14 protein-coding genes are annotated in these 19,544 nt (G+C 50.2%); 6 read left to right on the top strand and 8 right to left on the bottom strand.

What is annotated here, in order from left to right; genetic code table 11:
• Positions 1-148 precede the first annotated feature (148 nt).
• From H6F93_RS25505 to H6F93_RS25495, 3 genes are all read right to left on the bottom strand, one after another.
• Entirely contained in the window at positions 149-1,906 is a 1,758-nt protein-coding gene (locus H6F93_RS25505) for a ribonuclease J (RefSeq protein WP_190646105.1), read from the bottom strand.
• A 199-nt stretch (positions 1,907-2,105) separates the two neighbouring features.
• Positions 2,106-3,020, bottom strand: coding sequence for a 4-hydroxy-tetrahydrodipicolinate synthase (dapA, locus tag H6F93_RS25500; protein ID WP_190646106.1), 915 nt, complete (start codon positions 3,018-3,020; stop codon positions 2,106-2,108).
• A gap of 87 nt (positions 3,021-3,107) precedes the next feature.
• A complete protein-coding gene (locus H6F93_RS25495; protein WP_190646326.1) occupies positions 3,108-4,160 on the bottom strand; it encodes an aspartate-semialdehyde dehydrogenase in 1,053 nt (350 codons plus the stop codon).
• A 556-nt stretch (positions 4,161-4,716) separates the two neighbouring features.
• Here H6F93_RS25495 and tig point away from each other — a divergent pair.
• The 4 genes from tig (at position 4,717) to H6F93_RS25475 (ending at position 9,444) form a co-directional block, all read left to right on the top strand.
• A complete protein-coding gene (gene tig / locus H6F93_RS25490) occupies positions 4,717-6,309 on the top strand; it encodes a trigger factor (protein WP_190646107.1) in 1,593 nt (530 codons plus the stop codon).
• A 158-nt stretch (positions 6,310-6,467) separates the two neighbouring features.
• Complete coding sequence (clpP, locus tag H6F93_RS25485) at positions 6,468-7,145, top strand: ATP-dependent Clp endopeptidase proteolytic subunit ClpP (RefSeq protein ID WP_190646108.1); 678 nt, start codon at positions 6,468-6,470, stop codon at positions 7,143-7,145.
• 9 nt (positions 7,146-7,154) lie between these two features.
• On the top strand, positions 7,155-8,492 hold the full coding sequence (clpX, locus tag H6F93_RS25480) for an ATP-dependent protease ATP-binding subunit ClpX (RefSeq protein WP_190687055.1): 1,338 nt from the start codon (positions 7,155-7,157) through the stop codon (positions 8,490-8,492).
• A 73-nt stretch (positions 8,493-8,565) separates the two neighbouring features.
• A complete protein-coding gene (locus H6F93_RS25475; protein ID WP_190687052.1) occupies positions 8,566-9,444 on the top strand; it encodes an alpha/beta fold hydrolase in 879 nt (292 codons plus the stop codon).
• A gap of 61 nt (positions 9,445-9,505) precedes the next feature.
• Here the strand turns inward: H6F93_RS25475 and H6F93_RS25470 are convergent, their stop codons facing one another.
• Together H6F93_RS25470 and plmA are read right to left on the bottom strand one after the other, a co-directional pair.
• Positions 9,506-9,739 carry a hypothetical protein gene (locus H6F93_RS25470; RefSeq protein WP_199314036.1) on the bottom strand — a complete coding sequence of 78 codons (234 nt, stop codon included), beginning with the start codon at positions 9,737-9,739 and terminating at the stop codon, positions 9,506-9,508.
• Positions 9,736-10,719: a transcriptional regulator PlmA gene (gene plmA / locus H6F93_RS25465; protein WP_190646111.1), complete on the bottom strand. Its 984-nt coding sequence runs from the start codon at positions 10,717-10,719 to the stop codon at positions 9,736-9,738. Before plmA ends, H6F93_RS25470 begins: the two co-directional genes overlap by 4 nt.
• Before the next feature lie 346 nt (positions 10,720-11,065).
• Here plmA and H6F93_RS25460 point away from each other — a divergent pair, with 346 nt between their 5' ends.
• On the top strand, positions 11,066-11,833 hold the full coding sequence (locus H6F93_RS25460) for a dienelactone hydrolase family protein (RefSeq protein ID WP_242043615.1): 768 nt from the start codon (positions 11,066-11,068) through the stop codon (positions 11,831-11,833).
• A 271-nt stretch (positions 11,834-12,104) separates the two neighbouring features.
• Here H6F93_RS25460 and H6F93_RS25455 read toward each other — a convergent pair whose 3' ends face one another.
• The 3 genes from H6F93_RS25455 to H6F93_RS25445 all read right to left on the bottom strand — a co-directional run bounded on the left by H6F93_RS25455 (position 12,105) and on the right by H6F93_RS25445 (position 18,042).
• The gene (locus tag H6F93_RS25455; RefSeq protein WP_190687046.1) at positions 12,105-14,171 is read right to left on the bottom strand and encodes an elongation factor G; all 2,067 of its coding nucleotides are present in this window, start codon (positions 14,169-14,171) and stop codon (positions 12,105-12,107) included.
• A 325-nt stretch (positions 14,172-14,496) separates the two neighbouring features.
• On the bottom strand, positions 14,497-15,552 hold the full coding sequence (locus H6F93_RS25450; protein WP_190687043.1) for an AEC family transporter: 1,056 nt from the start codon (positions 15,550-15,552) through the stop codon (positions 14,497-14,499).
• A gap of 60 nt (positions 15,553-15,612) precedes the next feature.
• Positions 15,613-18,042, bottom strand: a complete 2,430-nt coding sequence (locus H6F93_RS25445; RefSeq protein ID WP_190646114.1) for an IMS domain-containing protein — start codon at positions 18,040-18,042, stop codon at positions 15,613-15,615.
• Between the two features lie 447 nt (positions 18,043-18,489).
• Between H6F93_RS25445 and pdhA the strand changes: the two genes are divergently transcribed.
• Complete coding sequence (pdhA, locus tag H6F93_RS25440; protein WP_190646115.1) at positions 18,490-19,521, top strand: pyruvate dehydrogenase (acetyl-transferring) E1 component subunit alpha; 1,032 nt, start codon at positions 18,490-18,492, stop codon at positions 19,519-19,521.
• Positions 19,522-19,544: the final 23 nt, after the last annotated feature.

Raw genomic sequence — 19,544 nt, 5'->3', positions numbered from 1 at the left:
GAATCTCAGGAAGTTCACGAAGGCTTGATAGAGTATTGCCTAGTAGGTATAGTGCCAATCACTCCAGATTAGGATAAAAAAAGGAGGTGGAGCTTTGCCCCACCTCCTTTTTTTATCTAGTATTTGTATTTGTCCGGTATTAGGTTCGCTATGAAGCGACTTTGGCGGTTTCTCTTTCTCGTTTGGCTGGTCTAGAGGATGCGGTTGGGCTTTGCATCAAAAATACCAGAAGTGGGTTGCTCTGAAGCTCTTTGCGAAGCAGTCGCCGCAGTTCAGTTTCGATCTGAGCCTGAAGTTTTGTCCAGTCTACGTCGATTTCGCCATCGCCAAAACTGTGAATAAATTCTTTCCAGCGATCGCTCAACAGAGCCTCAATCGTCTGCACGATCGCCTTCTCCAGTCGGGACTTTTCTACAGACGTAACCACGCCCCGTAGGTGAACTTCCGGTCTCGCAATTAGCTTACCTTCCCAGCCGACAGCCGCCGCTACGGTGACGATCCCATCTTCGGCTAGCTGCTGACGCTCTTTAAGAACACGCTCATGCACCACACCAGAGCGGGAAGCATCTACCAATTCGATGCCAGAGGGAACCTTGCCACCAATGCCAATGCTCTCAGGAGTTAGCTCAACAACGTCGCCGTTGTTGATAATGACCATATTCTCTGCTGGAATGCCCATGCTCTGAGCGGTCTCCGAATGCTTGACCAGCATCCGATGCTCACCGTGAACTGGCAAGAAGAATTTAGGACGGGTGAGCGCAATCATCAGCTTCTGGTCTTCCTGCGCACCATGACCAGAGACGTGAATGCCTTTGTCGCGACCATAGACAACGTTGGCTCCCTGCATCATCAGCTTGTCAATAGTGTTGACTACTGCGATTGTGTTGCCAGGAATTGGGTTAGCAGAGAAGACAACCGTGTCGCCCTTACGGATCTTCACCTGACGGTGCTCCTGATTAGCGATGCGCGTCATCGCAGCCATTGGCTCACCTTGAGAGCCAGTCGTGAGGATTAGCACCTGATCGTCAGGCAGCTTGTTGACCATGTTGAGCGGCACAAACAGGTCATCTTCACACTTGATATAGCCAAGGTTGCGGGCATGAGCAATCACATTCAGCATCGAGCGACCGATGACAGAGACGACCCGCTTATGCTTCTTCGCCAATTCCAAAATCATGTTGACGCGATGCACGGATGAGGCAAAGGTCGTGACCAGCAGCCGTCCCTTTGCTTGATTAAAGACACGATCGAGGTTGGGAAATACCGATCGCTCAGAAGGAGTGCTGCCGGGTATTTCAGAGTTAGTTGAGTCGCTGATTAGGCAAAGGACACCCTTTTCACCATGCTCGGCGAGCCTTTGAAAGTCGAAAAACTCGCCATCAACGGGGGTGTGGTCAATCTTAAAGTCTCCTGTGTGAATGACTACACCGACGGGGGTGTGTAGAGCGACCGTGAAGCTGTCGGCGATCGAGTGAGTGTTGCGAATGTACTCAACAAAGAAGGAATTACCAATTCGCACCATGTCGCGTGGGCGAACTGTTCTTAGCTCGGTGCGATCGCTGACTCCTGCTTCTTCTAACTTGCCTTCTAGCAAAGCCATTGCTAGCCGAGGTCCATAGATCACCGGCACGTCAAACTGCTTGAGGTGAAACGGAATACCACCAATGTGGTCCTCATGACCGTGGGTGACAATCATGCCCTTAATCTTGTGGCGATTTTCACGCAAATAGGTCATGTCAGGCAGAACAATGTTCACCCCATGCATTCCATCTGTCGGAAATGCGAGCCCTGCATCGAGCAAAACGATTTCATCGTTGATTTCAAATACGCAGGTATTTTTGCCAATTTCATGTAGGCCGCCCAGAGGAATAATTTTAAGGGCTGTTGAAGATTCGGTTTGACTCATGTAGGTCCTTAAGAACAGGTTTTGAAGAATTTGTATGGCGCTGAAGTTTGTATAGGAATTAGCGATACTGACGGTGCATTAAGTTGCACAAAACGACTCAGTTGCTAAGGTTCAACAGTGGTGTAGACAAGCCGGATGATGAGCTAGTCTCTGTATCTATGACAATTAAGCGGGGCTATTTAGTTGTCGGAAAACTTGATTAGGCAATTTGACTAGTTCGTCGATCAGCCTGCAATAGAGCCAGCTCATGCATCACCGGCTGAAGCAGCGACTCAATCTCATTCGAATCATCGTCTAACGGTAGACGGGTAGTGCCAACCTGCCAGCCCTGTAGCCTCAGTGCAGCTTTTACAGGAATGGGATTGGTCGTAGCAAAGAGAACCTTAAACAGAGGGAAAAGTTGCAGATGAATTTGAATTGCAGTTTGACTTTGACCGTTTGCGAAGGATTGGATCATCTGCTGGAGTAGGTCGCCCACCAAGTGGCTAGCAACACTGATCACCCCTTGTCCGCCAACTGCCAACATCGGCAAGGTAAGGGAGTCATCGCCACTGTAAATGCTAAATTCTGCGGGTGTCAATCGCCGTACCTGGCTAACCTGGTCGAGATTTCCGCTCGCTTCCTTGACTGCAATGATATTTGGGATTTCAGCCAGACGAGCGACGGTTTCAGGAAGGAGATTTTGTCCAGTTCGACCGGGGATGTTGTACAAAATAATTGGCAAATCAGGGGTTGCCTCAGCGATCGCCCGAAAGTGTTGATATAGCCCAGCTTGCGGTGGCTTGTTGTAGTAAGGAACAACTTGCAATGACCCATCCAGACCTAGCTTATCTGCTTTTTGGGTAGCTGCGATCGCTTCTTGAGTAGAATTTGAACCCGTCCCTGCTATTATCTTAGCTTTTCCTGCGGTTGCTTGTTGAACAACCTTAAACAACTCATACTCTTCGTCCCAGCTTAGCGTAGGTGACTCGCCCGTGGTGCCACATATCACTAAACTATCTGTGCCGTGGTTTACCAGATGCGCTGCCAACGCTTCAGCTACAGCATAGTCCACGCTGCCATCTGCCTTAAACGGCGTAATCATCGCCGTCAAAACCCTACCAAAATTGCTCACACTCAGACTCACTCCTCAACTATTGGGGTATTCAGGGCAGGAGATTTACAAGGGAACTCAAGTAGAAACATCTCCAAACCCCAACTCCTATCCCCTAAACCCTACAAATTCGCGCTGCACCGACGGCAGCAGGTTTTGAGCGACTAAAAGTTCGGCAATTTGCACTGCATTGAGCGCTGCTCCTTTGCGGATCTGGTCGCCGCTGAGCCAAAGCTCTAATGCACAGGGATGGGAGATATCTTGCCGGATACGTCCGACCAAAACGTCATCTTTCCCTGATGCTTCTGCTGGCATCGGGAAGTAATTTGCCTGCCAATCTTCTACTAGTTTGACACCTGGTGCTTGGCTCAGAATTTCTCTTGCCTCAGCAACGCTAAAAGGTTGGTCAAATTCTAGATTAATCGCTTCCGAATGGGCTCGCAAAACGGGTACCCGAATGCAGGTAGCAGTCACCCGTAAATCTGGGGCATCGAAGATTTTTCGAGTTTCGTTGACCATCTTCATCTCTTCTTCACAATAGCCCTGCTGGTTAATCGGCGTATTGTGAGGAAACAAGTTGAAAGCGAGAGGATACGGAAAAATTTCGGTAACAGGCTCCTCTCCCCGCAAGATTGCTTGAGCTTGCTGCTTGACCTCCTCCATGGCGCGTGCGCCGGCTCCACTTGCGGACTGGTAGGTCGAGACAACAATTCGCCGCACAGGTTGAACCTGATGTAGCGGGTAGACGGCGACGTTCATCAAAATGGTGCTGCAATTGGGGTTGGCAATAATGCCCTGATGGGAGGCAACTGCTGCTGGGTTGACCTCTGGCACAACCAGGGGTACGTCAGGCTGCATCCGAAAGGCACTAGAGTTGTCGATCATTACTGCTCCAGCGGCGATCGCCTTCTCTGCCCAAGCTTTAGAAATAGAGCCTCCGGCTGAGGCCAAAACTAGATCAACGCCATCAAAAGCGCGATCGCTTACTGCCTCAACCTCTAGCTCTTCTCCCTTAAAGGACAGTTTTTGTCCGGCAGAGCGGGGAGAGGCTAATAGTTTCAGGTGGGCGATCGGAAAGTTGCGGCTTTCCAATAGTTGCAACAGTTCAGTTCCGACCGCTCCAGTTGCCCCCAAAATTGCAACTCGATAAGTTTGTGGCAAGTTAACTTCCTCCAAGTGATGTAGCTGTAATTCCAAGCTTTTAGAAAAGAATCTGCAGTTCAAGCCTGTTCAAGGCGAAATGATGCGAACGGTCTAGATCTCGAAGTGCTTACTGAATTGCAGGTACCTGTACAAATTCTGAGAAAAAGCTTTACTGCTTTGTAGACCGACAGTAAGTAACCCGCAAGATTCTTAAAGATAAAAATTTTTGACAAGGTAGAAGCGATTCAAGCTGAAGAAGGCTTTTGTAAAATTTTATTTCTAAAAATCAACCCTTTGAAAGGGCATCAGAAAGTAAAATATTTTCTGAATCATAGCGGATCGAGCATCAGTCTTAACAAATGTGAATAAATGTAAGTGGATTTCCCTGGTAATTGAAATTTTTTGGCAGAGTACCCTGATGACAGAAGTGAGGATGCTACTAGAGTTAAGGTGTAATGAGTTAATGAGATTTGTCCCTGCGACATTTATGTCTGTTCAGGATCAGCTAACATAGCTAATTGCAGCAGCGCTGAACTGTTTTCAGCATCCTTGCAACTGTGCCATAAGAGGTTCGATGAAAGTTACTCAGGAAAAGCTTCCCGCTAGCCAGGTTGGTCTAGAGATTGAAATTCCCCCCGAAATGTCAAAGCAGGCTTACGAAAAAACCCTGCAAGAGTTCACCCGTGCTGCAAACATTCCTGGGTTCCGTAAAGGTAAAGTGCCGCGCCAGGTCTTAGTTCAACGATTTGGCTCTAGCCGACTCAAAGCCGCTGCAATTGAGGAGTTGATTGAAAATAGCCTCAAGCAGGCAATCGAGCAGGAAAAAATTGAGGCGCTCGGCAATTTCCAACTTCGTTCCTCGTTTGAAGAGTTGGTCAGCCAATTTGAGCCAGGTTCTGCTCTCGTTTTCTCTGCAGTGGTAGATGTACCGCCAGAAGTGACACTTAGCCAGTACAAAGGGCTGCAAGTCAAGGCAGAAGAAGTAACTTATGCCTCAGAGCGGGTTGATGAGGTACTAGAAAATTACCGTAACCAATCTGCAACGCTAGTGCCTGTAGATGGACGGGCAGCGCAAACCGGAGACGTAGCAGTTGTTGATTTCAAAGGGCGGCTGACGGGCGAGGAAGTCGAAGCCGAATCTGCTGAAATTCCGGGTGGCAGTGCTGAAGATTTCCAAATTGAGCTTGTGGAAGGCAAATTCATTGCAGGCTTTGTAGATGGCATCATTGGTATGAGCCTGGAAGAGACAAAGGATGTTTCTGTTACCTTCCCTGACGACTATCCGCAGCAAGATTTGGCGGGTAAAGCAGCGGTGTTTACTATCACCTTGAAGGAACTGAAAGAGAAAGAATTGCCCGAGCTAGATGATGATTTTGCTCAGGATGTAAGCGATTTTGAAACCCTGACTGAGTGGCGAGAATCTCTGGAATCTCGGTTCAAGCAGGAAGCTGAGCAAAAGACCAAGGCAAACAAAGAGCAGGCGTTGCTTGATGAGTTAGTCAAGCACATTGAAGTTGAAATTCCTGAAACTCTGACGAAGCAGGAAGTGGATTACATGATCACTCAGACTGCGATGCAGTTGAGCAATCAGGGATTAGACGTTAAGCGACTGATGACGAAGGAAGTGATTCCGCAGTTACGGGAGCGATCGCGCCCTGATGCGATCGCTCGCATTCAGCGAACGCTTGCTTTGGGAGAAGTCGCCAAGCGCGAGTCTATTAAGGTTGAGGAAGCAGAGGTAGTAGCAAAGGTCGATGAGATCCTGGAGCAATATGCTGACCAGACTCAAGACATTGATATGGATCGGCTTCGGCAGTCGGTCGAAGATGACTTGCTGAGAGAGAAGATTCTGTCCTGGCTAGAAGAGAATGCTACCGTTGAGCTGGTTCCAGAAGGGTCATTAACGCCTCCTGAGACGCTTGAATCAGATGCAGATGCGGATACCCTAGAAGCAGCGCAAACCGCACTAGAATCAGATGCAGAATCATCTGATGAGCAGTCTGAAGAAAGAGCTGTTTCAGGCAGTCCGACAACCGTGGATACAACTGCTGAAGTCGTAACAGACGAGGCAGAAGCGGAAGAAGCCGCAACAAATACTGACTCAGCAGCTGAGGACGAAGGTGCAGCAGGTAAGACAGGCAAGGCTTCTAAAGCAAAATCTAAATAGCCTTTGAATCGCCTCTGCCGATTTTCCAGTCAGTCCCAGGTTAGTTGAGGCATAATGGCGAATATAGGCGACCTGGCGATCGAACCCCTCTAAGTCCGATTTCTGCTCGTTCATTTGCCTAGTGTTGATCACATCACCTACCGCTGCCTTACTTCTATATGCTTGTATCTCAGTTCTCCGATCCTCTTTTAACCAGCACTCGATCACCAGAAATCGATTCTGTGATTCCGATGGTGGTCGAGCAATCTGGTCGAGGTGAACGGGCGTTTGACATCTATTCACGACTGCTGCGAGAGCGCATCGTGTTTCTAGGAACTCAGGTCAATGACGAGGTTGCTGATTCCATCGTGGCGCAACTGCTGTTCCTGGATGCTGAAGATCCCGAGAAAGATATTCAACTCTATATCAACTCTCCGGGTGGTTCTGTAACTGCAGGTATGGCGATTTATGACACGATGCAGCAAGTTCGCCCTGACGTTGTTACGATCTGTTTTGGTCTGGCTGCCAGTATGGGCGCATTTCTCCTGACAGGCGGTGCAGCAGGCAAGCGTCTATCGCTTCCCAGTTCTCGCATTATGATTCACCAACCTCTTGGTGGAGCACAGGGGCAAGCAGTTGACATCGAGATCCAGGCAAGGGAAATCCTTTACCATAAGCGCAAGCTCAATGAGTTGTTGGCTCATCACACGGGTCAACCCTTCGACAAAATTGAGGCTGATACGGAACGCGACTTTTTCATGTCAGCAGCAGAGGCTAAAGACTACGGTCTAATCGATCAAGTTATCTCTCGGCAGAACCTGCCTGCAGCGAGAGAGACTGTTACTGCATTGAAATAAGAGGCGACTATGTCTAAATACGACTCTCATCTCAAATGTTCCTTCTGTGGTAAGTCGCAGGAGCAAGTCCGCAAATTGATTGCTGGTCCAGGAGTCTACATTTGCGATGAGTGCGTAGATCTCTGTAACGAGATTCTGGATGAGGAACTGTTTGACTCCAGTTCAGCGGTTCCTCAACCTACTCCGCGAAGGGAACAGCAGCCCGAAAAGCGGCAGGCCCGTTCAGCTAACATTTCTCTCAATCAAATTCCTAAGCCCAGAGAGATCAAAAAGCATTTAGACGAGCATGTAATTGGTCAGGATGAAGCTAAGAAGGTTTTATCCGTTGCAGTTTACAACCATTACAAACGGCTTAGCTTTGTTCAAGCAAAGGGCAGCAGCAAAGCAGATGATTCTGTAGAGCTGCAAAAATCTAACATTTTATTGATTGGTCCGACGGGCTGCGGAAAGACGCTTTTGGCGCAGACGTTGGCAGAAATTCTCGATGTTCCTTTTGCGGTTGCAGATGCTACAACGCTGACCGAAGCTGGATATGTCGGTGAAGATGTAGAAAATATTCTCCTGCGTCTGCTACAGGTCGCTGATCTGGACGTGGAAGAAGCGCAGCGTGGCATTATCTACATTGATGAAATTGATAAGATTGCCCGCAAGAGTGAGAATCCTTCAATTACTCGTGATGTCTCTGGTGAAGGGGTACAGCAGGCGTTGCTGAAGATGCTGGAAGGCACGATCGCCAATGTGCCTCCTCAAGGTGGACGCAAGCATCCTTATCAGGACTGCATTCAGATTGATACGAGTAACATTCTGTTTATCTGTGGCGGTGCCTTTGTTGGATTAGACAAAGCCGTTGAACAGCGGATCGGCAAAAAGTCGATGGGCTTTATTCAGCCGGGTGAAAGCCAGCCCAAAGAGAAACGAGCGGCAGATGTGCTTCAGCATCTTGAACCGGAAGATCTGGTTAAGTTTGGCATGATCCCAGAGTTTATTGGACGAGTCCCCGTCGTAGCGGTAGTTGATCCGCTGGATGAGGAAGCTTTGGCTGCAATCTTGACTGAGCCCCGAAATGCTCTGGTGAAGCAGTATCAAAAGCTGCTGAAGATGGACAATGTGCATCTGGAGTTTAAGATTGAAGCGGTGAAGGCGATCGCCAAAGAAGCCTATCGTCGTAAAACCGGAGCCAGAGCGCTACGCGGCATCGTCGAAGAACTGATGCTGGAAGTGATGTACGAACTGCCCTCTCGCAAGGACGTAACTCGATGTACGATCACTCGCGAGATGGTCGAAAAACGCTCCACCGCTGAGCTGTTGCTGCATCCTTCCTCTCTGCCCAAACCAGAGTCAGCATAGAACCTCATTAGAACGTCATACTGAGCCTCAAACCTGTTTGAATAGAGGATGAGGATCAGTTCAAAATTTCAAAATGTCTTATATCGAGATTCGTGGGGTTGCACACTACTACGAGTGGATTACCAAATCAGAACGGACTGCTGCTTCGACTAAGCCTGTGATGGTTTTTATTCACGGCTGGGCGGGTTCGGGGCGCTATTGGGAAAGTACAGCCCAAAAGTTGGTCGAACAGTTTGACTGCTTACTGTACGACATGCGAGGGTTTGGGCGATCGCGCCTGCCTTCTCCCTCTGTTCCATCAGTGACAGATCTGGGCTATGAGCTAGAAAGTTACGCAGAAGACCTGGCTTTGTTGCTGGATGCTTTGGGGCTTGAGCGAGTTTTTCTCAACGCTCATTCAACGGGTTCATCGGTTGCCGTTTTCTTCCTCAACCTTTATCCAGAGCGGGTTGAGCGAGCCATTCTGACTTGTAGCGGTATCTTTGAGTATGACGAAAAAGCGTTTAACGCTTTCTATAAATTCGGCGGATATGTTGTTAGTTTTCGCCCGTCTTGGCTAGCTAAAATTCCATTTGTGAACCGCCTGTTTATGGCGCGTTTCCTGCATCGCTCTTTGCCTGATGTAGTTAGCCGCGCTTTCTTGGAAGACTTTCTGATGGCAGACTACGAGGCAGCGATCGGGACAGTCTACACGGCGGTGAGCAAAAAGGCGACTGAGGTAATGCCTCAAGAGTTTGCTCGTTTAACCGTACCGACGCTAATTATCTCAGGGCAATATGACCAGATTATTCCAGCAGAAATGGGTAGACAGGCGGCTGCTCTGAGCAACAAGGTAGAGCAGATTGTTATGCCTGAGACTTCCCACTTTCCGATGCTGGAAGATCCAGAAACTTACTTACGTCATGTGAGAGAGTTTCTGAAACTGCCCAATAGCTCGGCAACACCTGCTTAGGACATTTTTAGGAAGGGAATTATTCTCTAGCTTGGGAGGGCGAACAGCCGTTCGCCCCTACCTAGTCTTGCTCACAGCCGATTCCATCCAGGTCGCTGTCAAACCTGTGTGGAGCCGGGAGGCGTACCTCAAAGCGACGATGGGGAATATCGCTACAGTCCAGGTCGGGTGGTGCAGGCGCAATGCAGACACTTGGATAGCTAGAGTCGCAGGATTGCTGAGCCTGAGCAACTGTAAATGTCAGGACTACGATAAGCGTGGCGATCGCCCTCACTCCCACCCAAGTTTGCTTCACTCTAGACCTAGCTCTCGCTTCAGCAGGTTGATGGATTTTGTGCCGATGTAGTTGTCGCAGCAGATTAGCTGAGGTGGTCGGATGATATCCTCTCGGCTTGACTGGACAGCCGCTTTCACCGTCTCAAAGCTTGCCTGGTCACTGATGATGACTTGGGCACTGCGAACCACTGCTTTTAGCTTGTAGGCATCTTCTGCCTGGGCAGTCATGACCAGCAATTCATCGCCTCGTAGACTGTAGAGGATCACCTCTGCTGCCCGTAAAATACCTGAACTGAGACTTACCAGACCGATGCAGCTATCTTTGGGTAAGCCTCTCAGCAGGTGCAGCTCTTTGCCGTAATCGTAAATATCTACCGGAATGACCCGGACTGACTTGGGGGCAGCGATCGCCTCTGCTTCTCCGATGAAATAGCGACTGGTGACGACTGTCCCCGATCGTGCCTGGTCTAGAATCTGACCCAACTCCTCTAGGGGAACAAGCTGCACTGGAATCTTCAGGGCTTGCTCTAGTTCTCTAACCATCAGTTCCCCTGCGCCGATGTCTTGGCTGGGAGCTGTGACTAGCACTCTGGCGCTACAGCGCAGCCGCCAATCAATTTCTGCCAAAAATAACTCTCTTGCCTGGCTCAAAGAGCAACCTTGAGTCAATAGATCATCCAGGCTTTTTTGCACTAGCTTGTGGGCTTGTGGATGTTGCTCCAAGATGGGAGAGCGGGATTTTGCGCCACCCTCGTCTCCTTGTGCCCGCACGTAAATTCCTGAGCCTGCCTGAGCATCGACTACGCCTGATTCTTCAAGCTGGCGATAGACTTTGCTGATTGTGTTGCGGTGTAGCCCGGTTTGCATTGCCAACTGGCGGGTGCTAGGCAAACGATGACCAGGCGGAAACTGCCGTGAGGCGATCGCAAACCGAATCTGGTTGTAGAGTTGGGTTGATGCCGGAATTTCGCTGTCGGGCTGAATGTGAAATTGAACCATCGCAGAGCCTCCGAGGAGCTTGGGAAGTAGAGTGAAACGCCCTACCACTGCAAGCTTGATATCGTAATTCTTACTTAACTTCTTACTATTCTTGTGAGTAAGAAGGGGTTTATTTTAGGAGTGGATTCAAGCTGCAAAAGCTATTTACGGCAAAATGCAGCTAATGAACAAGGGATTTGTAAACCAGCGTACCTCTGTTGTTGAATAAATACCTCATCCAGTTGAGCCCCCTAAACAGGTGGTTTTGGGTAATGCTCAATTCCTGCTGGTTGGGATGTTCATTTTTGAGGCAGTAGCGCCTGTTTCAAGGAGAGCAGACGTGGAGCCACTTCTATTCTAGATTCCCATGACGCAGGTAGGAGATGCCATGACCAGTGTAGAAATTCGGACTTCTCACACGGAAGTCCAAAGTCAAGGTTTAAAGATTTCAGCACATCAGGCTGAGCCAGTTGGAATGGGTTCGTTTCCGGCGGTGATTGTATTGCAGGAGATTTTTGGGGTAAACAGCCACATTCGCGATGTGACGGAGCGGTTTGCTCGATTAGGATATGTGGCGATCGCCCCCGCTCTCTATCAACGCCTCAAACCCAATTTTGAAACGGGCTACACCGCCGAAGCGATTCAAGTCGGTAGAGGATATAAAGACAAGACCAAAGCGACAGAGTTACTGGCAGACATTCAGGCAACGATCGATTATTTGAAAACGCTGCCTCAAGTTAAGTCGGAGGCGATCGGCTGTATCGGGTTTTGCTTTGGTGGGCATGTGGCTTACTTGGCAGCAACGCTGCCCGATATTAAAGCAACAGCTTCCTTTTATGGGGCAGGGGTGACCACAATTACCCCAGGTGGGGGTGCTCCGACAGTCAGTCGCACTGCTGAAATCAATGGCACCCTTTACGCCTTTTTTGGCATGGAAGATGCCAGCATTCCGGTTGAGCAGGTCGATCAGGTTGAGGTAGAGCTACAGAAGCACGGCATTGCTCATCAGGTGTTTCGCTATCCGGGTGCTGATCATGGTTTCTTTTGCGATCAGCGGGGTAGCTACAATCCTGAAGCCGCTGCTGATGCCTGGGAAAAAGTGCAACAGCTTTTTCAGAAAACATTGCAGCCCTAATTCAAGGGCGAACGGCCGTTCGCCCCTACCAAGCATTAACGGTTGTACAATGGTTCCTTTCTTGAATTGCCTTGGCGATCGCTCGTTGGAGCATCGCAGCCCGAATGAACCCTTGCCGATTAATGGAGGAAGCTCCAGTTTCTCTTAGTCAAAGGAATCTGGAGCTTCTGAATTGGGTTACCAAGCTCCGGGCTGGTAACGAGAGAAATAAGAAGGTAACTGCTCGATTTGGATGAGCAGGATGTCCATCCCACAAGACTCTTGAACCTTACTAGTGGTTACCGTTGTCATTCCCATTTGTCTTACCGTTGCCGTTGCCACTCTTTGCTAGTACTCGATCCATCAATTTATCGGGTACTTCCTGGAGGTGGGCAAACTGCCAGCGGAAAGAACCAACGCCCTGGGTGAGCGATCGCAATTCTACAATCAGGTCATGCATTTCAGCTTGGGGCAGGTAGGCAGATACTTCATCCCAACTGAGCCAGTTGGGTTTAGCCTCGTAGCCTAAAATTTGTCCCCGGCGGGTGGTGATCAGGCGCAGCACGTTGGAGGTGAAGTCGGTAGGAACGGAGATGGCGATCGCCACCACAGGTTCTAACAAAGCGGGTTCACACCGTCGCAATCCTTCCTGCATAGCAATTCGAGCCGCCTGCTTAAACGCCTGCTCAGAACTGTCTACCGAGTGATAGGAACCATTCGTCAACGTCACTGCTACATCCACCACTGGGAAGCCTAGTGGACCGTGCGCCAAATATTCCCGCACTCCCATTTCCACCCCAGGAATGTACTGTCTAGGCACGACTCCACCAACAATCGTTTCATTAAAATTAAACCCTTCACCTCTTTCCAGCGGCTTGATTTCCAAGTAGACATCGCCAAATTGCCCGTGACCGCCCGTTTGGTGCTTATAGCGACCATGCACCGAGGCAGCCGATCGCCGAATCGTTTCCTTGTAGGGCACCTGAGGCAGATGGGTTGAGAGCGGCAAGCCATACTTGCGCCGTAGCCGATCGAGCGCCACCAGCAGGTGAATGTCACCTTGTCCCCAGAGAATCACCTCATGCGTATCGCCGTGCTGCTCCCACACCAGAGAGGGATCTTCCTCCACCAGTTTGTTGATCGCACTGCTCAGCTTTACCTCGTCGCTGCGTTTTTCTGGAGTCAGCGCTAGAGCATAGACCGGGTCAATTCGTTCTGCTTTAGGCAAAGCATTGGCTAGTTGAGCCTCAGTACTGATCGTATCCCCAGTTTTAATGCCTTCCAAACGACCCAGCGCCACGATCGCCCCTGCTGCTGCTTCGGTTAGGCTTTGTTGCTGCTGTCCCATCAACTGATAGATGCCGCCAACTCGTACCCCGTTAAGAACTGCCCCATCACTGATAGTGCCCTGCCAAACTCGGACGAGAGAGAGCTTGCCGCCCTGGGGAGTGCAGTAGGTTTTGAGCACTTGTGCTAATGGATTGGCTCCAGCGATCGTGATGCCCCGCCGTTTAGTGGTTGCTTCGGGGGCAGGGGCTTCACGCAGTAGGGCATCCAGTAGTGGCCGCACGCCAAAATCTTGCTCTGCCATGCCGACAAACACAGGCACGATCAGGTCTGCGCCCAGTTCCATCTTCAGGTCTTGCCAGATTTCTTCCTGGGGTGGGTCAATTTCTTCTAAGAGTTCTTCTAAGAGGTGATCGTCAAAGTTTGCCAGAGTCTCCAGCATTTCAGTACGGGCTGCCCGTTCCTGCTCTTTAAGGGCATCGGGTAACGGCACTGGATCGGCAGGGGCACCGGGATGATATTGGTAAGCCTGTTCGCTCACCAAATCAATGAAGCCCGTAATCTGCTCACCCTGCTTGATTGGATACTGGTGCAGCACCAATGGACGGCTGGAAACTGACTGCAATGCCTGAAGCACTTCGGCAATGTTGGAGTGGGCGCGATCCATTTTGTTGAGGAAAATCAGGTGGGGGATTTCCCAATCGTCTAAAAATTGAAATAGGGGGGAAAGGTTGAGAACGCGATCGCAATCGGGTTCACACACAACGACTGCTGCATCCACACCAATCAAAGCATTGTAAGTTTCTTGAGCAAATTCAACCGAACCTGGACAATCGAGGAACGTAAAACGAATGCCGCCGTACTCAGTACTGGCGGCATTAATTTCTACAGTCATCTGGCGATCGCGGGCTTCAGCAGTGCTATCTCCGACGGTGTTGCCATCAACCACCCTGCCTTTGCGAGAAATTGCTCCCGTTACTGATAGCAAACTCTCTAATAGTGTGGTTTTACCGCTGAGATAGGGACCGACGATCGCCACATTTCGTGAGCCAGAAAATACTCTTTGGTTCATAGGATGCTCACTCCCGTTCTAAATAAAATGGGTACAGAAAGTGAGGCAGGAATTTATTTCACTGCCTATTTGAAACGAAGCAAACCTAACTGCAAATTAAATAGCCTGACAGAAACCTAATCTCAGCAAAATGGTGCTGAAGCGCTAATGCATGAAATAGATCTGTGTTTGGTCTGTAGCTTGATAAATGGAGTTTCTGTCTCCTGCTATACCTTCAGATTAACCCGACCCTAACTTGGCATAATCGCTTAGTTAGGAAAGTTTATCTGAACGGGATCACGATAAACTTCTGTCATAGATCGTTACGTTTAAGGTTTCGATTGCTTTAGAAAATAGGGCGATCGCCAAATAAAAATAGCCAAATGGGGATCGTCACAAACAGCATAATTGTTGTTAGAACAATGCTGCTCGCAATCAGATCGCGATTGAGTTCATATTCCTCAGCCAAGATTAAACCGGCAAAGGCTGTTGGCATTCCTGACATCAGCACCAGTGCGAGTCGTGGCTCGGCTGGCAATCCAGCTAGCGTAGCGACTAAACCGACTAAACTCGGAACTACAAACACTTTAAGAACGGCTGGCACCAGTGCTAGCCGTAAACTGTTCCACCCCTGAAGCTGGCTTAGCCGCATCCCCATCAGCAGCAGCGCGGTTGGAATAATTACCCAAATACAGGAATGCAGCCCTGACTCCAGGATGGAAGGTAACTCGACCGCACGAGTCAGATATCCCACTGTGAATGCCCAGAGCGACGGCACGGTTAAGATATCTCGAACCAGGGTGCGCCAACTAATTTGATGCACCGATCGCCCAAAATAGCTTGCCAGAAACACGCCGATTCCATAGGTGCCGACTACATTGTGGGTAATGCTGTAAAACACAATCCAGCCCAAATAATCCTCTGAGACAAAAGCAGGGGCGATCGCCAGTCCCACAAAGCCTGTATTACCAAACATGGATGACAGAATGAAGCTGCCTTGACGCGATCGCGCTTCCCAAAAATTGACGGCGGGTTGTTCAGTAATAGAGGAAGTGGCGATCGCGTGTAGAGATTTTTCTGCGATCGCCTCCTGTACAGGAGCATCCGTTTCACCGCTATTCAAACGCGTGTTAGAGGCAGTTTTTCTGACAATCTGAAGACTAGTCCAGGCTAAAACTAACCCGCAGATTAGAATGGCGATCGTTGCCAGGGGTGCTAAGCCAATCTGATCGGCAAAGTTGGTCTGCCGTGCTAGAGCCAGAATTTCTAGTGGAATACCAACCCAATAAAGGCTGCGTCCCAAAAAACGGGGCAGCGAATCAGGCAAAAAGCGAAATAACAGTAACCCTAGTCCAGTCCAAAACAGCAGCGGAACGTAAGCCTGAAACAGGGTATCTGTCATGCCGTGTAAAAGATACAGAATATCAGCTACAAAGTAGCTTACTCAGAAAAGCCCCGCGAATCAAAGCTGCTCAATACTTTCGATCCGCCATCCTTCTGGCTGGCGTACCAGGTCATAACGTACCCGCACCGTGCTGTCATAGGATTGGCTGAGGTTAACCCGACCGTTCTGATAAAGCTCGCCGACCTCAGACACCTCTGCCACGATCTGAGCTTCGGCTGAACTGGCACTACTCGCTGGAACGGTGTCGGTTGGGCTGGCGCTGCCGACCGCGGATGCATCAGGTGTAGCACTAGATTCTCCTTCGGTTGCGCCTTCGGTTGCGCTTCCGACTCCACTCTGTTCGGCTCCCTCAACCTGTACTGAGACAATCTCATGCTCATATTCCCAATATGAGCTAGTTTGCCGTAGTTCCTCCGCAAAGTATTGCTGTTGAGATAGCGCTTCTCCCGTCAGGATCTGACTGAGTTGATCAATCGCATAGTCTGAGCCACGAGCCTGCGACTTGGTGGATAGCCAAGTCGCAATCACCTGTTGGGCGACTTCCTCAGTCATCGGCGCATTCGGATCATTCGGCGTTTGCGCTTCAGCCGTTACTTCTGGAATGGGTACGGGTGGCTGACTGATCTGGATTTGAAGCTGCTCTCCCTGTAATGAGGGACCTCGGTTGAACAGCAAGCCATAAACTCGGCTAAGCAAAAATCCCAGAATAACAAAACTCAACAGCCCAATCGCGGCGATGAATAGCAGGCGATCGAGTTTGGGACGGCGATTACCTCCTATCCGGCGGGCTGGAGTTAGTTCTGCTTCAGTGGATGAAAGTCCATTTGAAATTAGCCCTCGCTTCCGCTCAGCAGGGTTAGGGGTAGAAGGCGATCGCGAAGCAATGCCCGTAAGGGGTCGCCCTCCCTTGCCCCCATTCGCAGTGGCGTTTCCGTTTTTTGCGTCTGGTGAGAGTTGTGAAACCCGCTCTGCTGCTGGCATCGTTGTCCCATTCGTACCTGTCTCCGCGTAGGCTGCTTTAGAGTCGATGGTCGCAGTCGCCGCAGGTGTAGCAGTCGAAATGCTATTCTGCCCTACCGTTTGCCCTACTGTTTGCCCAACAGTGCGTGTCCGAATATCAGAGATACTGCCTGCCTGCCCGACAGGTGTTTGTCTATAGGAAGGTACAGTAGCCGTCTTAACCGATGTCCACTGGTTTGCGGGTTCTGGCTCATTGGGCAATTCCTCCAGGTAAGCCTGCACCTGCTCATCGGCAAAGTAATCCTTTAAGGAGGCTTGCTGTCGTGCCAGGTCACGAAAGTGGGGAAAGACTTCGTTTTGTAGCCAGCGTTCGCCGTACAGACACAGCCCTGGCAGTAAGTCAGGGGACCCTTGAGAATGTTCGCGAATGAAGGCTAGCGACTCATATTCCTGGCTCAGTTCTAGAGCGCGGCTAGCTTCTTCAGTTTGCCCCAGCAGCAGCGCACAGACCGCTTGCTCTAGATGCACATCCTGTCGGGCACCCAGGCGAATGAGCATCAGCTTGGCTCGACGAATCAAAGCGGGCTGACGTTGGGCAAATCCTCTTGCTAGCAATGCGTAGACTGCTAAGTAGGTGGCTACTGCGGAAGGACGACGTGCTTCGGCTTCAAATAGCGTTTGCTGCTCAGTTGCCGTCAGATAGCCGCGCAACTGCTGGACAAACCGCAGGAAGTCGTCAATGTTTAGCCCTGACTGGTCGTCACCCGTGCCATCAATGCCGCCTCGATCTTGCAGCATGTCGCGCAGCAGCTTCAGCCCCTGTCGTCGCTCGGTTTCGTGATGCTCTGGCAGGGCTAACAACTCTAAGATGCGATAGGGGCGCAACTTGAATAAGTCAGACTGCATTTCCCCCCGGACGCTGGCAAAAACGCCCTCTCGCAGCAAAAGTTCCTGTCCCGTTTCAAGTGACTCTGCAGCATTTTCGTATTGCCCTTGCTGCCACTGTTCTCGCCCTAGTTCCAGGCAAGCGAAGGCAACCGTCAACACAATGTCAGCTAAAACGATATCGGGCTCGCCAAACCGTCCATTCTTAAGGGGAACGCTGCCGCTGCTAAGGTAAGGACGACCTAGCTTTAGCACCAATTCATATTCGCCTAGCTCAAGCAAGATGAGCAGAGCGCCAACCAGTTCACTGTCTTGAATCTCAATGCTGGGAGTGTAAGGGTCAGCAGTAGGGTCAGTGGCGATCGCTGTTCCCCCGACATTCCCATCAGCCGCATCAACTCTGCCCGCTTCCAAATCGTAGGATTTTGCCAAAAAGCCTGCATCATAATCGCGCCGCTGGTCGGAGTCAGACAAGACGGCATAAGCCTCATCCAAAAGCTGCTTGCGGGCAGCGATCGCCGCCTCTGAATATTCCCGGCGAGGAAGCTGGAGCGCGCGATCGCGGTGAGCCTGCCGCAACTGTTCAGCAGTGGCCTGAATCGGTAAGCCTAGTATTCGGTAATAGTCGAGCGGAATTCGCACAGTCCACTTCCCCAGCAACGAGCAACTCGATCAGATAAAGGTATCGCATCCAAGCCATCAGCAACCACTACATGCCTTTAAAACGGGCATCACGTGCCATCAGGATAGTGTCACTATCATAACTGGCATCGTTTGCAGAAATTTACTCCTCAGCATAGTCAAAAAACGGCTAAATTTAACATAAGTTTTACCCAGTTGGGATGTTAACTTGGATTTTTGGGGCTTGGGGGTTTGGGGTTAGGGAGCAGGGCTAGTTAAAATTGCACATAAATGAGGATTGCATATAAACGAAGATTGCACATCGAGAAAGATAGAGAAATGTCGCGAATGAAGGATGGTCACGCAACTCTTCACCTAAATCCTCAGCCTCTAATCCCCATTCTAAAATCAGCCACCCGTCAGGGTATAAAGAATTAATGCGCTATTCCGCGAGGATACTGTAAATCAATGGTTCAAGAACGAACATTACCAGTTATTTCGGCTGCTTCAACCTCTGTAACCCGTGACGAAGGACTGCGGCTCTACGAAGATATGGTTTTAGGGCGCACCTTTGAGGATAAGTGCGCCGAAATGTACTATCGGGGCAAAATGTTTGGGTTCGTCCACTTGTACAACGGGCAGGAAGCAGTCTCGACGGGTGTAATCAAGTCGATGCGCTCAGATGATTACGTCTGCGGCACCTACCGAGAACACGTTCATGCTCTCAGTGCTGGAGTTCCGCCCCGTGAGATCATGGCTGAGCTATTTGGCAAAGTGACGGGTTGTAGTAAAGGTCGGGGCGGGTCGATGCACCTGTTTTCTGCTGAACACAACCTGCTAGGCGGCTACGCTTTTGTGGCTGAGGGAATTCCTGTCGCTACAGGCGCAGCTTTTCAATCTAAATATAGAAAAGAGGCGTTGGGCGATCGCACGGCTGATCAGGTAACAGCTTGCTTTTTTGGCGACGGTGCAGCCAACAACGGTCAATTTTTTGAATGCCTGAATATGGCGGCTTTGTGGAAGTTGCCGATCTTATACGTGGTGGAAAACAACAAGTGGGCGATCGGCATGGCTCACGAACGAGCCACTTCCCAGCCAGAGATCTACAAAAAAGCTAGCGTGTTTGGAATGCACGGGGTGGAAGTAGACGGTATGGATGTTTTGGCGGTGCGGGCTGTCGCTCAAGAGGCGGTTGCTCGTGCCCGTGCTGGCGAAGGGCCGACGCTGATCGAAGCGCTCACCTACCGTTTTCGCGGACACTCCCTGGCAGATCCAGACGAACTGCGCTCTAAAGCCGAGAAAGAGTTTTGGTTTTCGCGCGACCCGATCAAGAAACTTGCTGCACACCTGATCGAGCAAAATTTGGTTAATCAGGACGAGCTAAAGGAAATCGATCGCCGCATTCAAGCAACGATCGAAGAGGCGGTGCAGTTTGGATTGGATAGCCCCGAACCTGACCCCAAAGATCTCTACCGCTACGTCTTTGCAGAAGATGAGTAGGCATTGATGAAGCCACAAAAATT

Source organism: Leptolyngbya sp. FACHB-671, from assembly GCF_014695745.1.
Lineage (GTDB): Bacteria > Cyanobacteriota > Cyanobacteriia > Elainellales > Elainellaceae > JAAUTN01.
The sequence above is the reverse complement of the archived record's forward strand: the minus strand, read 5'-3'. Positions and strand labels throughout refer to the sequence as shown.

Coding starts and splice junctions, on each gene's coding strand:
- plmA (WP_190646111.1), bottom strand. CDS start 10,719: ATGGTTCAATTTCACATTCAGCCCGACAGCGAAATTCCGGCATCAACC.
- H6F93_RS25450 (WP_190687043.1), bottom strand. CDS start 15,552: ATGACAGATACCCTGTTTCAGGCTTACGTTCCGCTGCTGTTTTGGACT.
- H6F93_RS25475 (WP_190687052.1), top strand. CDS start 8,566: ATGTCTTATATCGAGATTCGTGGGGTTGCACACTACTACGAGTGGATT.
- H6F93_RS25505 (WP_190646105.1), bottom strand. CDS start 1,906: ATGAGTCAAACCGAATCTTCAACAGCCCTTAAAATTATTCCTCTGGGC.
- tig (WP_190646107.1), top strand. CDS start 4,717: ATGAAAGTTACTCAGGAAAAGCTTCCCGCTAGCCAGGTTGGTCTAGAG.
- clpP (WP_190646108.1), top strand. CDS start 6,468: ATGCTTGTATCTCAGTTCTCCGATCCTCTTTTAACCAGCACTCGATCA.
- H6F93_RS25460 (WP_242043615.1), top strand. CDS start 11,066: ATGACGCAGGTAGGAGATGCCATGACCAGTGTAGAAATTCGGACTTCT.
- clpX (WP_190687055.1), top strand. CDS start 7,155: ATGTCTAAATACGACTCTCATCTCAAATGTTCCTTCTGTGGTAAGTCG.
- pdhA (WP_190646115.1), top strand. CDS start 18,490: ATGGTTCAAGAACGAACATTACCAGTTATTTCGGCTGCTTCAACCTCT.
- H6F93_RS25455 (WP_190687046.1), bottom strand. CDS start 14,171: ATGAACCAAAGAGTATTTTCTGGCTCACGAAATGTGGCGATCGTCGGT.